Annotated in this window: 12 protein-coding genes; 8 read left to right on the forward strand and 4 right to left on the reverse strand. The window is 55.5% G+C overall.

The window, feature by feature from the left end:
* Together AB1287_RS16300 and ugpQ are read left to right on the forward strand one after the other, a co-directional pair.
* Entirely contained in the window at positions 1-1,074 is a 1,074-nt protein-coding gene (locus AB1287_RS16300) for a sn-glycerol-3-phosphate import ATP-binding protein UgpC (RefSeq protein ID WP_435618438.1), read from the forward strand.
* Entirely contained in the window at positions 1,071-1,814 is a 744-nt protein-coding gene (gene ugpQ / locus AB1287_RS16305; protein ID WP_435618439.1) for a glycerophosphodiester phosphodiesterase, read from the forward strand. The genes AB1287_RS16300 and ugpQ overlap by 4 nt, the downstream gene beginning before the upstream one ends.
* A 3-nt stretch (positions 1,815-1,817) precedes the next feature.
* Here the strand turns inward: ugpQ and AB1287_RS16310 are convergent, their stop codons facing one another.
* Positions 1,818-2,225 carry a DUF2756 family protein gene (locus tag AB1287_RS16310; RefSeq protein WP_312628403.1) on the reverse strand — a complete coding sequence of 136 codons (408 nt, stop codon included), beginning with the start codon at positions 2,223-2,225 and terminating at the stop codon, positions 1,818-1,820.
* 121 nt (positions 2,226-2,346) lie between these two features.
* Between AB1287_RS16310 and ggt the strand changes: the two genes are divergently transcribed.
* Complete coding sequence (ggt, locus tag AB1287_RS16315; protein ID WP_435618440.1) at positions 2,347-4,143, forward strand: gamma-glutamyltransferase; 1,797 nt, start codon at positions 2,347-2,349, stop codon at positions 4,141-4,143.
* An 87-nt stretch (positions 4,144-4,230) separates the two neighbouring features.
* Here the strand turns inward: ggt and yhhY are convergent, their stop codons facing one another.
* Both yhhY and AB1287_RS16325 read right to left on the reverse strand, forming a co-directional pair.
* On the reverse strand, positions 4,231-4,725 hold the full coding sequence (gene yhhY, locus AB1287_RS16320) for an N-acetyltransferase (protein WP_435618441.1): 495 nt from the start codon (positions 4,723-4,725) through the stop codon (positions 4,231-4,233).
* A gap of 219 nt (positions 4,726-4,944) precedes the next feature.
* Positions 4,945-5,457, reverse strand: coding sequence for a polymer-forming cytoskeletal protein (locus AB1287_RS16325; protein ID WP_435618442.1), 513 nt, complete (start codon positions 5,455-5,457; stop codon positions 4,945-4,947).
* Between the two features lie 325 nt (positions 5,458-5,782).
* Between AB1287_RS16325 and AB1287_RS16330 the strand changes: the two genes are divergently transcribed.
* The 5 genes from AB1287_RS16330 (at position 5,783) to gntU (ending at position 10,741) form a co-directional block, all read left to right on the forward strand.
* Positions 5,783-6,820: an oxidoreductase gene (locus AB1287_RS16330; RefSeq protein ID WP_435618443.1), complete on the forward strand. Its 1,038-nt coding sequence runs from the start codon at positions 5,783-5,785 to the stop codon at positions 6,818-6,820.
* A 124-nt stretch (positions 6,821-6,944) separates the two neighbouring features.
* On the forward strand, positions 6,945-7,640 hold the full coding sequence (locus AB1287_RS16335; protein WP_435618444.1) for a pirin family protein: 696 nt from the start codon (positions 6,945-6,947) through the stop codon (positions 7,638-7,640).
* 103 nt (positions 7,641-7,743) lie between these two features.
* Complete coding sequence (gene gntR / locus AB1287_RS16340; protein WP_312628509.1) at positions 7,744-8,739, forward strand: gluconate operon transcriptional repressor GntR; 996 nt, start codon at positions 7,744-7,746, stop codon at positions 8,737-8,739.
* Between the two features lie 131 nt (positions 8,740-8,870).
* The gene (gntK, locus tag AB1287_RS16345; RefSeq protein WP_312628416.1) at positions 8,871-9,404 is read left to right on the forward strand and encodes a gluconokinase; all 534 of its coding nucleotides are present in this window, start codon (positions 8,871-8,873) and stop codon (positions 9,402-9,404) included.
* Complete coding sequence (gene gntU, locus AB1287_RS16350; RefSeq protein WP_312628417.1) at positions 9,401-10,741, forward strand: gluconate transporter; 1,341 nt, start codon at positions 9,401-9,403, stop codon at positions 10,739-10,741. The genes gntK and gntU overlap by 4 nt, the downstream gene beginning before the upstream one ends.
* A gap of 73 nt (positions 10,742-10,814) precedes the next feature.
* Here the strand turns inward: gntU and pckA are convergent, their stop codons facing one another.
* A complete protein-coding gene (gene pckA / locus AB1287_RS16355; protein WP_435618445.1) occupies positions 10,815-12,431 on the reverse strand; it encodes a phosphoenolpyruvate carboxykinase (ATP) in 1,617 nt (538 codons plus the stop codon).
* Positions 12,432-12,753 lie beyond the last annotated feature (322 nt).

A 12,753-nucleotide genomic window follows, 5' to 3' on the forward strand; every position in this document is an offset into this window, starting at 1 on the left:
ATGGCAGGACTGAAATTACAGGCAGTAACCAAGAGCTGGGACAACGGTAAAACCCAGGTGATTCAGCCGCTGACGCTGGACGTTTCTGACGGTGAGTTTATCGTGATGGTCGGGCCTTCCGGCTGCGGAAAATCGACGCTGCTGCGTATGGTTGCCGGGCTGGAGCGCGTCTCCGGCGGCGATATCTGGATCGACCGCCAGCGCGTGACCGAGCTTGAACCGAAGGCGCGCGGCATTGCGATGGTGTTCCAGAACTACGCCCTTTATCCGCACATGACCGTGGAAGAGAACATGGCGTGGGGCCTGAAAATTCGCGGCATGGGTAAAGGGCATATCGCCGAACGGGTGAAAGAAGCGGCGCGCATTCTGGAGCTGGACGCGCTACTCAAACGCCGTCCGCGCGAGCTCTCCGGCGGCCAGCGCCAGCGTGTAGCGATGGGCCGCGCGATTGTGCGCGACCCGGCGGTGTTCCTGTTCGATGAACCGCTTTCCAACCTTGATGCCAAGCTGCGCGTGCAGATGCGTCTTGAGCTGCAACAGCTTCATCACCGCCTGAACACCACATCGCTGTACGTGACCCACGATCAGGTAGAAGCGATGACGCTGGCGCAGCGCGTGATGGTGATGAACAAAGGCATCGCCGAGCAAATCGGTACACCGGTTGAAGTGTATGAGAAGCCCGCGACGCGCTTTGTGGCGAGCTTTATCGGCAGCCCGGCGATGAACCTGCTGGATGGACGAGTGAGCGTTTCCGGCACCCATTTCGAACTGGACAGCGGCATGGCGCTCCCCCTGAACTGGCAGTATCGCGGGTATGTCGGGCGCAAAATGACGCTGGGTATCCGTCCGGAGCATATTGCGCTAAGCTCGCAGGCCGAAGGTGGCGTACCGCTGGTGATGGATACGCTGGAAATTTTAGGTGCAGATAACCTCGCGCATGGGCGCTTTGGTGAGCAAAAAATGGTGGTGCGCCTGCCGCATCAGCAGCGCCCGCAGGCAGGTACTACGCTGTGGCTGCATCTTGCGGAAAATCATCTGCACTTGTTTGATGGCGAAACAGGACAACGTGTATGAGCAACTGGCCTTATCCTCGCATTGCCGCCCACCGGGGCGGCGGTAAGCGGGCTCCGGAAAATACCCTGGCAGCGATCGACGTGGGCGCGCGTTACGGCCACAGGATGATTGAATTTGATGCCAAGCTGTCGAAAGACGGAGAGATTTTCCTGTTGCACGACGATAACCTGGAGCGGACCAGCAATGGCTGGGGAGTGGCGGGCGATCTGACGTGGCAAGAGCTGCTGCACGTTGATGCGGGAAGCTGGTTCAGCAGCAAGTTCAAAGGCGAACCGTTGCCGCTGCTGTCGCAGGTGGCGGAACGCTGTCGCGAGTACGGCATGATGGCGAATATTGAAATCAAGCCGACTACGGGTACCGGCGTGCTGACGGGCAAAGTGGTTGCGCTGGCGGCGCGTGAGCTGTGGGCAGGTATGACGCCGCCATTGCTGTCATCATTTGAAATCGATGCGCTGGAAGCGGCGCAGGCTGCCGTACCAGCGCTGCCGCGGGGGCTGCTGCTCGACGAATGGCGCGATGACTGGCAGGCGTTAACCACGCGGCTGGGCTGCGTCTCGATTCACCTGAATCACAGGCTACTGGATGAGGCGCGGGTGAAAATGCTGAAGGCGGCGGGGCTGCATATTCTGGTGTATACCGTTAACCGACCCCAGCGGGCGGCTGAGCTGCTGCGCTGGGGCGTGGACTGCATTTGCACGGATGTGATTGACGTTATCGGGCCTGATTTCGATTTCAGGTAACGGCTAGCGTGACAGCGGCTGTGGATTCGACGGCGTGCTTAACAGGTCGCCGTTCTGCGTCTGCGGCAGCATGTGCTCCTGCGAACTGCCGAGCGTTTTGTCGCTGTTGCCACCGCTCAGCATTCCGCCGCCGTTGTTCGGCAGGACCTGCTGGCCCGGCTGCGCATTCACCACGCGCTGCTGATTGTTGTTCATCTGCGTTTGCAGATGCTGCTGCTGAAGCTGAGTCTGGTTCTGCAACTGCTGGTTGAGCATTCCTTTTTGCTGGATTTGCTGAGACTGCATCTGCGTCTGCATCCGCTGCTGGCTGGGGATGACATATCCGGGCTGATTCGGGTTATTAGTGGTATTAAATGGCTGTGCTAAAACGGCAAACGGCGCGAGTGCCGCCAGAAAGAGTATCGTTTTCATCTTTTCCTCCTGCCCTTTCGGGGCTCTCTTAAGTTTACCTCTGTTTCGCCATTGCAATGATTTTTTAGGAATTCTGAACCAGGCTTAAGCGGGAGCAAAACCCTTCACCTGGAGAAGAACAATGACAGAAACTCATTTTTGGCGCAGAGCAGCCATCGCAGCTCTGCTGGCAGGAAGCACGTTCAGCGCGGCGGCTACTCCGCCGCCGGTCTCGGCACCTCCCGCATCATCCTCCCCGACATCCACGCAATCCACCCCGGCACCGGCCGTTTCCTACGGCGTTGAAGAGGATGTTTTCCATCCGGTACGTGCTCAGAAGGGGATGGTGGCGTCGGTGGATGCGATGGCGACAAAGGTCGGCGTTGATATTCTGAAAGAGGGCGGTAACGCGGTGGATGCGGCGGTGGCCGTGGGCTACGCGCTGGCCGTGACGCACCCGCAGGCCGGGAATCTTGGGGGCGGCGGCTTTATGATGCTGCGTACCAAAGACGGTAAAACCACGGCGATCGATTTCCGTGAAATGGCGCCTGCGCAGGCCACGCGCGATATGTTCCTCGACGATCAGGGCAACCCGGACAGCAAAAAATCGCTGACCTCTCATCTTGCTTCCGGAACGCCGGGCACCGTTGCGGGCTTCTCGCTGGCGCTGAAAGAGTACGGCACGATGCCGCTTAACAAGGTTGTGCGCCCGGCGATTAAACTCGCGAAAGAGGGCTTTACCGTTAACGATGCGCTGGCCGACGATCTGAAAACCTACGGCAGCGAAGTCATCCCGAATCACGAAAACAGTAAAGCCATCTTCTGGAAGGATGGCGAGCCGCTGAAAAAAGGCGACCGGCTGGTGCAGGCCAATCTGGCAAAAAGCCTTGAGCTGATTGCTGAAAATGGTCCGGATGCGTTTTATAAAGGCACGATTGCCGATCAGATTGCCGATGAGATGAAGAAGCACGGCGGACTGATGACCAAAGAGGATCTGGCGAATTACAAAGCCGTGGAGCGTGAGCCTATTAGCGGTGATTACCGTGGTTACCAGGTTTACTCCATGCCGCCGCCGTCCTCCGGTGGGATCCATATCGTGCAGATCCTCAATATTCTGGAAAACTTCGATATGCAGAAGTACGGCTTCGGCAGCGCCGATGCAATGCAAATCATGGCCGAAGCGGAGAAGCACGCCTACGCTGACCGTTCGGAATACCTCGGCGATCCGGATTTTGTGAAGGTACCGTGGCAGGCGCTGACCAGCAAAGCCTATGCGAAGTCCATCGCGCAGGAGATTGACGTCAACAAGGCGAAACCGTCGAGCCAGATCCGTCCGGGCAAGCTGGCCCCGTATGAAAGTAATCAGACCACGCATTTCTCGGTGGTGGATAAAGACGGTAACGCGGTGGCGGTGACGTACACGCTCAATACGACCTTCGGCACCGGCATTGTGGCGGGTAACACCGGCATTCTGATGAATAACGAGATGGACGACTTCTCGGCGAAGCCCGGTGTGCCGAACGTCTACGGGCTGGTGGGCGGCGATGCCAACGCCGTCGGGCCGAAGAAGCGCCCGCTGTCGTCAATGTCACCGACGATTGTGGTGAAGGACGGCAAAACCTGGCTGGTCACCGGCAGCCCGGGCGGTAGCCGCATTATCACCACCGTATTGCAAATGGTGGTGAATACTATTGATTTCGGTATGAACGTCGCCGAAGCCACCAACGCGCCGCGCTTCCATCATCAATGGCTGCCGGACGAGCTGTGGGTGGAGAAGGGCTTTAGCCCGGATACGCTGAAGCTGCTCGAGGAGAAAGGGCAGAAAGTGGCGGTGAAAGAGGCGATGGGCAGTACCCAGAGCATAATGGTTGGCCCGGACGGCGCGCTGTATGGCGCATCGGATCCGCGTTCGGTAGATGATTTAACGGCGGGGTATTGAGTTTTTGCCGGGTGACGGCTTTGCCTTACCCGGCCTACTGTTCGTGCAATTGTAGGCCCGGTAAGCGAAGCGCCACCGGGCAATTTCTTAAACTGACTTCATCCGTGCCATATAGTAAGCATCCACGTACTCGCCGTTACGCAGCGCATAATTTTTGCCGGTACCTTCCACCTCGAACCCGAACTTCCGGTATAAGCCCATCGCACCAGGATTATCGACAAAGACCGTTAATTCAATGCGTTCGACGCGCAGCCAGTTGTCGCACAGGTCCACCATCTCGCGCATCAGCGCGCTGCCGACGCCGCGATTCTGGAATTCAGAGGCGATGCTTATCCCAAAAGTCGCTACGTGACTGCGGCGCGGATTTTCCATCACATCCAGCACCAGATGGCCGACCACCCGATCGCCAATGCAGGCGACCAGCTGTCTCCTGTTCGGTTTGCGCATGACGCGTTCGTGCCACATGTCCATGGACGGATGAGGAATTTGTAGCGTGGAGTGATAGACATCATGATGAGTATGCATCTGCTGCAAAGCTTCGGCATCGGCGGCTTCAACGTGGCGAATCACTGTCTCACTCATTCCTCATCTCCTTTGGGGTTAGCTATCCCTTTAACCCTCTCTGAATCACAAATTTTCGTCAACTGCTGTTTTTTGTGAAAAAGCGCTAGACAAGTGCGAATGATAATGATTATTATTGTCATGCGTTCAGGGAGACCCCTTACGGAGAACCTGAAAGCACGACATTGCTCACATTGCTTCCAGTATTATTTTATAGCCAGCCGGGTGCTGGCTTTTTTTTTAATGGCTGGCTTCCAGCAAATCTTCTTCGGCAGCCTTCACGGACTCACTCTCTTTATCCGTAATAATATCAATGACATTGCTTGCTGAGCTGGTGGTGGCAGGCCGAACTTCAGACTGGCCGGTAAATTGACCACCGCGTTTGATGGACAGGTTGTGATAGAGAATGGCGCCGGTGATTTTCCCGTTCTCGTGAATATCAATGGAGTCGGCATCACATTGCCCAATCACGCGGCCATCAATAACGGCTTCTTTGGCGATAATATTTCCTTCAACGTAGCCGTTGCGCATGACCTTGATGAGTCCGGTTTTCGATTCGATATTGCCGAGGACTTTGCCGTGAATATAGATCATCCCCGTCGCGCTAATGTTTCCATCAAAACAGACATCGCTGGCAATGACCGTATTTCCCTGGGTACTTTCCACGCTTTCAGGCGGTTTGGTCTGCACTGGCGCGGCTTCCGGTAGCGTGACCTTTTCTGTCATTGTTGTTTTTTTGTCTTTTCCAAACATAGTATTAAGCTCCTTCCTTAAGAAATAACTCACGAACATTAAAAGGGACAACAGGGCCGTCAGCAATGCCGAACGACCCATATTGCTTATCCATAAACCAAGAGACATTAGCCAAAAAAATAATGCGGAGTTGAGTAATAGATTGGGTGAATGCATTCTGATTTTCCGCTTTCCTTAGCAGGACATATTCTGTCCGGATGGTAACACAGTGTCGGGATGAGCAAATTCTGGGATTTTGCAATTGGCGCTCAAAGTTTCTATAACTAGAGCCTTCCCGGGCAGCAAACCGATTTTTATCGTTAAGCAGTATCAGAAGGAACACATCATGACCCTACACTGCGCATTTATTGGTTTCGGAAAAAGCACCACCCGCTATCACCTTCCTTACGTTCTCAACCGTAAAAACAGCTGGCACGTGGCGCACATCTATCGCCGCAGCGCGAAGCCGGAAGAGCAGCATCCGCAGTATCAGCATATTCACTTCACAAGCTCCCTTGACGAAGTTCTGAACGATCCGCAGGTCAAGCTGGTGGTGGTATGTACGCATGCCGACAGCCACTTCGACTACGCGAAACGCGCGCTGGAAGCGGGCAAAAACGTACTGGTCGAGAAGCCGTTTACCCCGACGCTCGCTGAAGCGAAAGAGCTGTTCGCACTGGCGAAAGCGAAAGGATTGACGATCTCGCCGTATCAAAACCGCCGCTTTGACTCCTGTTTCCTGACGGCGAAAAAAGTGATTGAGAGCGGCAAGCTCGGCGAACTGGTTGAAATCGAAAGCCACTTTGACATGTATCGCCCCGTCGCCGAAACGAAGCCCGGACTGCCGCAGGACGGCGCATTTTACGGCCTTGGCGTGCATACGATGGACCAGATAATCTCGCTGTTTGGCCGCCCGGACCACGTGGCGTACGACATTCGCAGCCTGCGCAATAAAGCCAACCCGGACGATACCTTTGAGGCACAGCTGTTCTATGGCGACCTGAAGGCCATCGTCAAAACCAGCCATCTGGTGAAAATCGACTACCCGAAATTTATCCTGCACGGCACCAAAGGCTCGTTCGTGAAATACGGCATCGATCAGCAGGAAACCAGCCTCAAAGCCAATATTATGCCGGGCGAACCGGGCTTTGGCGCCGACGACAGCATTGGACTGCTTGAGTACATGAATGCTGAAGGTGTGTCGGTGCGTGAAGAGGTTAAACCGGAGGTGGGCGACTATGGTCGCGTGTACGATGCGCTGTACGAGACGCTGAAAAACGGTGCGCCGAATTTCGTCAAGGAATCTGAAGCTCTGACCAATCTTGAGATCCTCGAACGGGGCTTTGAACAGGCCAGTCCGGCCACGATAACCCTCGCCAAATAACCGCTGAAGGCTCCTCTGCTCTTATTCATAAATTTTGAACAGAGGAGTCAATTTTCACCCACTATCATCCCTGCACATTCGAGTCCACACTGTATCCATCGAAACGAAAAAGGACTCAGACATCATGATCTACTTACGCAAAGCAAACGAACGTGGCCATGCGAATCACGGCTGGCTGGACTCCTGGCACACTTTCTCTTTTGCTGATTATTACGACCCGAACTTCATGGGCTTCTCTGCGCTTCGCGTGATTAACGACGACGTGATTGATGCCGGGCAGGGTTTCGGCACCCATCCGCACAAAGACATGGAAATCCTGACTTACGTGCTGGAAGGCGCCGTTGAACACCAGGACAGCATGGGCAACAAAGAGCAGGTGCCTGCCGGTGAATTCCAGATCATGAGCGCCGGGACGGGGATCCGTCACTCGGAGTACAACCCGAGCAAAACGGAAAAACTGCACCTGTATCAAATCTGGATCATTCCTGAAGAAACCGGGATCACGCCACGCTACGAGCAGCGCCGCTTTGACGCCGATCGGGGCAAACAGCTGGTGCTGTCGCCGGATGCGCGCGACGGTTCGCTGAAGGTGTATCAGGATATGGAGCTGTACCGCTGGGCGCTGGCGAAAGACGAGCAGTCGGTGCACCAGATTGCCGCTGACCGCCGCGTGTGGATCCAGGTGGTGAAAGGTGAAGTCTCTATCAATGGCACCAAAGCTACCGCCGCAGATGGCCTGGCTATCTGGGACGAGCAGGCGCTTTCGGTTCACGCCGACAGCGAAGCGGAAATTCTGCTGTTCGATCTGCCGCCAGTATGATCCTGATTAAATAAATCATCGAACCTTCCCGTATTCGCGGGAAGGTTCCGTCACGTCCATGATAAACTGGCGAAATGTCTCCCCCTTTATCACCCTCTGGACGATGAAAAAGAAAAGACCCGTACTTCAGGATGTGGCCGATCGCGTCGGCGTGACCAAAATGACGGTCAGCCGTTTTCTGCGTAACCCGGAACAGGTTTCCGTCGCGCTGCGTGGCAAGATTGCGATTGCCCTTGATGAACTGGGTTACATCCCCAATCGCGCCCCCGATATTCTCTCCAACTCCACCAGCCGTGCGATTGGTGTGCTTCTCCCGTCCTTAACCAACCAGGTGTTTGCCGAAGTGCTGAAAGGCATCGAAAGCGTAACCGATGCCTACGGCTATCAGGCGATGCTCGCTCACTACGGCTATAAGCCGGAAATGGAAGAAGAGCGTCTGGAATCGATGCTCTCGTGGAATATCGACGGCCTGATCCTGTCAGAACGCACCCACACGGCGCGGACCCGTAAGATGATTGAAGTTGCCGGTATTCCGGTGGTGGAGCTGATGGACAGTCAGTCGCCGTGCATTGATATCGCCGTCGGATTCGACAACTTTGAAGCCGCCCGCCAGATGACCGCCACCATTATTTCGCGCGGCCATCGTCATATCGCCTATCTCGGTGCGCGTCTGGATGAACGTACTATCATCAAACAGCAGGGCTACGAACAGGCGATGCGTGATGCGGGCTTAACGCCTTACAGCGTGATGGTGGAGCAATCCTCGTCCTACTCTTCTGGCATTGAGCTGATGCGCCAGGCGCGCCGTGAGTACCCGCAGCTCGACGGCATCTTCTGTACGAACGATGACCTTGCAGTAGGGGCTGCCTTCGAATGCCAGCGCCTGGGGCTGAGCATTCCTGGTGACATAGCGATTGCCGGTTTCCACGGTCACGATATTGGCCAGGTCATGGAGCCTCGTCTCGCCAGCGTCCTGACCCCGCGTGAGCGGATGGGCAGAATTGGCGCCGAGCGCCTGCTGGCCCGCATCCGGGGTGAAATGGTTACGCCTAAGATGTTAGATTTAGGTTTCACATTGTCACCGGGTGGATCTATTTAAACCTGCAAATTTGAAGTAGATCACACAACGCGGTTTATCGTCCGGATGGTTATTGCTTCCCCACTGGTCAGGCAGGGCAATGTTACCGATAACAGTTACCCGTAACAAAATGAACTTGTGGGAGCAACGCTTTGAGCACGACTAACCATGATCACCATGTCTACGTTCTGATGGGCGTCTCTGGCAGCGGCAAATCCGCCGTCGCCAGCGAAGTGGCGTATCGACTGCATGCCGCGTTTCTTGACGGCGACTTCCTCCACCCGCGTCGTAATATCGTCAAAATGTCCTCCGGTGAACCGCTGAACGACGACGATCGTAAACCGTGGTTGCAGGCCCTGAACGATGCCGCTTTCGCGATGCAGCGCACCAACAAAGTGTCGCTGATCGTCTGTTCTGCCCTGAAGAAAAGCTATCGCGACATTCTGCGCGAGGGCAATCCAAACCTCTCCTTTATCTATATGAAGGGTGATTTCGACGTGATCGAAAGCCGCCTCAAAGCGCGTAAAGGGCACTTCTTTAAAACGCAGATGCTGGTCACTCAGTTCGAAACTCTGCAAGAGCCAGACGCAACCGAAGCGGATGTTCTGGTGGTCGATATTGACCAGCCGCTGGATGGCGTTGTCGCCAGCACCATTGAACTGATTAACAAAGGCAGTAAAGAGTGACGACATTAACGTTAGTGTTAACAGCGGTCGGCTCCGTTCTGCTCCTGCTGTTTTTAGTGATGAAGGCGCGTATGCACGCCTTCGTGGCTTTGATGGTGGTGTCGATTGGCGCAGGCCTTTTCTCCGGGATGCCGCTCGATAAAATCGCGGACACGATGCAAAAAGGAATGGGCGGCACGCTCGGCTTCCTGGCCATTGTTGTCGCCTTAGGGGCGATGTTCGGCAAAATTCTGCATGAGACGGGTGCCGTCGATCAGATTGCCGTGAAGATGCTGAAATCGTTTGGCCACAGCCGGGCGCATTACGCCATTGGCCTTGCGGGGCTGATTTGTGCGCTGCCGTTGTTCTTCGAAGTGGCGATTGTGCTGCTGATCAGCGTCGCGTTCTCGATGGCACGCCACACCGGAACCAACCTGGTTAAACTGGTGATTCCTCTGTTTGCGGGCGTCGCTGCCGCGGCGGCATTCCTGCTGCCAGGGCCTGCACCGATGCTGCTGGCTTCACAAATGCACGCCGATTTCGGCTGGATGATCCTGATTGGTCTCTGCGCAGCCATTCCGGGGATGATTATCGCCGGACCGCTGTGGGGTAACTTCATCAGTCGCTACGTTGAACTTCACATTCCTGACGATATCTCTGAGCCGCACCTGGGCGAAGGCAAAATGCCGAGCTTCGGCTTCAGCCTGGCGCTGATCCTGCTGCCGCTGGTGCTGGTTGGCCTGAAAACCATCGCTGCCCACTTTGTTGCTCAGGGGTCAACGGCCTATGAGTGGTTCGAGTTTATCGGCCACCCGTTCACCGCGATCCTGGTGGCGTGTCTGGTGGCAATTTACGGCCTGGCGATGCGTCAGGGTATGCCGAAAGACCGTGTCATGGAAATTTGTGGCGCTGCTCTGCAGCCTGCGGGGATTATTCTGCTGGTTATCGGTGCGGGCGGCGTGTTTAAACAGGTGCTGGTGGATTCCGGCGTTGGCCCGGCTCTCGGCGAAGCGCTGACCGGCATGGGTCTGCCGATTGCGATTACCTGCTTCGTGCTGGCTGCGGCGGTGCGCATTATTCAAGGCTCTGCAACGGTCGCCTGTCTGACTGCCGTTGGTCTGGTGATGCCGGTTATCGAACAGCTGCACTACAGCGGTGCACAGATGGCGGCACTCTCTATCTGTATCGCCGGTGGTTCGATCGTGGTGAGCCACGTGAATGACGCAGGCTTCTGGCTGTTCGGTAAATTTACCGGCGCCACCGAAGCGCAAACCCTGAAAACCTGGACGCTGATGGAAACCATTCTGGGGACCGTGGGCGCGATTGTCGGGATGATTGCGTTTTCACTTCTGAGCTGATTGCTGTCCGGCCCTCTCCGGTATGGAGAGGGCACAAACAAAAAGCCTTCCGCGCAATGGAAGGCTTTTTTGCTTATTGAGGCCCTGCAGCCACCAATGCCGCCCCTGCTGGCGTATCGGTGTACTTCTCGAAGTTTTCAACGAACAGCTTCGCCAGCGTTTCTGCTTTTTCCTGCCACTGTTCCGGCGAGCCGTAGGTGTTACGCGGATCCAGAATATGCGTATCCACGCCCGGCAGTTCGGTTGGGATTTGCAGGTCGAACATGGGCAGGGTGAAGGTTTCGGCGTTGTCCAGCGTGCCGTCGAGGATGGCGTCGATAATAGCGCGCGTATCTTTAATGGAGATACGTTTGCCGGTGCCGTTCCAGCCGGTGTTCACCAGATAAGCCTGCGCACCGGCATCCTGCATGCGCTTCACCAATACTTCGGCATACTGCGTTGGGTGCAGCGACAGGAACGCTGCGCCGAAGCAGGCGGAGAAGGTTGGGGTTGGCTCGGTGACGCCGCGCTCGGTGCCAGCCAGCTTGGCGGTAAAGCCAGAGAGGAAGTGATACTGCGTCTGGTTTGCCGTCAGGCGTGAAACAGGAGGCAGCACGCCAAACGCATCGGCAGTCAGGAAGATGACCTTCGTTGCATGGCCTGCTTTCGATACCGGCTTCACGATGTTGTCGATGTGGTAAATCGGGTAGGAAACGCGGGTGTTTTCGGTTTTGGACGCATCGTCAAAATCGATGGTGCCGTCGGCCAGCACGCCCACGTTTTCCAGCAGCGCATCGCGACGAATGGCGTGATAGATGTCTGGCTCCGCTTCTTCCGACAGGCGAATGGTCTTCGCGTAGCAGCCGCCTTCAAAGTTGAAGACGCCGTCGTCGTCCCAGCCGTGTTCGTCATCGCCAATCAGGCGACGTTTTGGATCGGTGGACAGCGTGGTTTTCCCCGTGCCGGAAAGGCCGAAGAACACCGCCACGTCGCCTTTCTCGCCGACGTTCGCCGAGCAGTGCATGGAGGCAATGCCCTTCAGCGGCAGCAGGTAGTTCATGATCGAGAACATGCCTTTTTTCATCTCGCCGCCGTACCAGGTCCCGCCAATCAGCTGGATGCGTTCGGTCAGGTTGAAAGCCACAAAGTTCTCGGAGTTGAGACCCTGTTCCTGCCAGTTCGGGTTGGTGCATTTCGCGCCGTTCATCACCACGAAGTCAGGCTTGAAGGTCGCGAGCTCTTCGTCGGTCGGGCGGATGAACATGTTTTTGACGAAGTGCGCCTGCCAGGCCACCTCGGTGATAAAGCGCACGCACAGACGGGTGTCCGCGTTAGCGCCGCAGTAAGCATCAATGATAAACAGACGCTTACCGGAAAGCTGTTGGGTGACGAGTCCTTTGAGCTGCTGCCAGGTTTCTGGAGAGAGCGGCTTATTGTCGTTCTTACCTTTGCCTTTATCAGCCCACCACACGGTATCGCGAGTGGTGTCATCACGGACGATGTATTTATCTTTCGGCGAGCGGCCGGTAAAAATACCGGTGTCGACGGCGATTGCACCGAGATTCGTCAGAACGCCGCGCTCGTACCCTTCCAGGCTGGGATTGAGCTCTTCCTCAAATAACGTGTCGTAGTCGGGGTTGTAAACGATATCCTGGACGTCGTTGATACCATAAGCCTTGAGATCCTGCGGGGTAATACTATTAACACGCATGTCACTGCTCCTTAGCCAATATGTACTGCCAAACATTGTAGGGTTTTTCGTGGGGTTTTGACCGCGACCAGGCTCATAGATTTGCGTATCCGGACTCTCGTCAAACTAACGGAAAACACGGTGACTCCTGTCACGAGGCGAGACAGATTATGGCAGGAAACGTTTTTGATTGGGGGGAAATGTTCTTAAACGGTTAATAAATGGTTTAATGAACTGATGGAATGTGAATGTAATCGCATTCCTGAAAGAAAGTGACGAAAGCGTTACAGTAAAAATCGATTCACTTCTCGAGGTAAACTGTAAAACGGCAACTCCGGTTGTC

Origin of the sequence: Scandinavium sp. UTDF21-P1B, from assembly GCF_040750395.1 — a bacterium.
Classification (GTDB): Bacteria; Pseudomonadota; Gammaproteobacteria; order Enterobacterales; family Enterobacteriaceae; genus Scandinavium.

Bases quoted from the DNA above. Each gene is read 5' to 3' on its own strand.
- gntR (WP_312628509.1), top strand. From the start codon at position 7,744: ATGAAAAAGAAAAGACCCGTACTTCAGGATGTGGCCGATCGCGTCGGC.
- AB1287_RS16330 (WP_435618443.1), top strand. From the start codon at position 5,783: ATGACCCTACACTGCGCATTTATTGGTTTCGGAAAAAGCACCACCCGC.
- pckA (WP_435618445.1), bottom strand. From the start codon at position 12,431: ATGCGTGTTAATAGTATTACCCCGCAGGATCTCAAGGCTTATGGTATC.
- AB1287_RS16335 (WP_435618444.1), top strand. From the start codon at position 6,945: ATGATCTACTTACGCAAAGCAAACGAACGTGGCCATGCGAATCACGGC.
- ugpQ (WP_435618439.1), top strand. From the start codon at position 1,071: ATGAGCAACTGGCCTTATCCTCGCATTGCCGCCCACCGGGGCGGCGGT.
- yhhY (WP_435618441.1), bottom strand. From the start codon at position 4,725: ATGAGTGAGACAGTGATTCGCCACGTTGAAGCCGCCGATGCCGAAGCT.
- AB1287_RS16310 (WP_312628403.1), bottom strand. From the start codon at position 2,225: ATGAAAACGATACTCTTTCTGGCGGCACTCGCGCCGTTTGCCGTTTTA.
- ggt (WP_435618440.1), top strand. From the start codon at position 2,347: ATGACAGAAACTCATTTTTGGCGCAGAGCAGCCATCGCAGCTCTGCTG.
- AB1287_RS16300 (WP_435618438.1), top strand. From the start codon at position 1: ATGGCAGGACTGAAATTACAGGCAGTAACCAAGAGCTGGGACAACGGT.
- AB1287_RS16325 (WP_435618442.1), bottom strand. From the start codon at position 5,457: ATGTTTGGAAAAGACAAAAAAACAACAATGACAGAAAAGGTCACGCTA.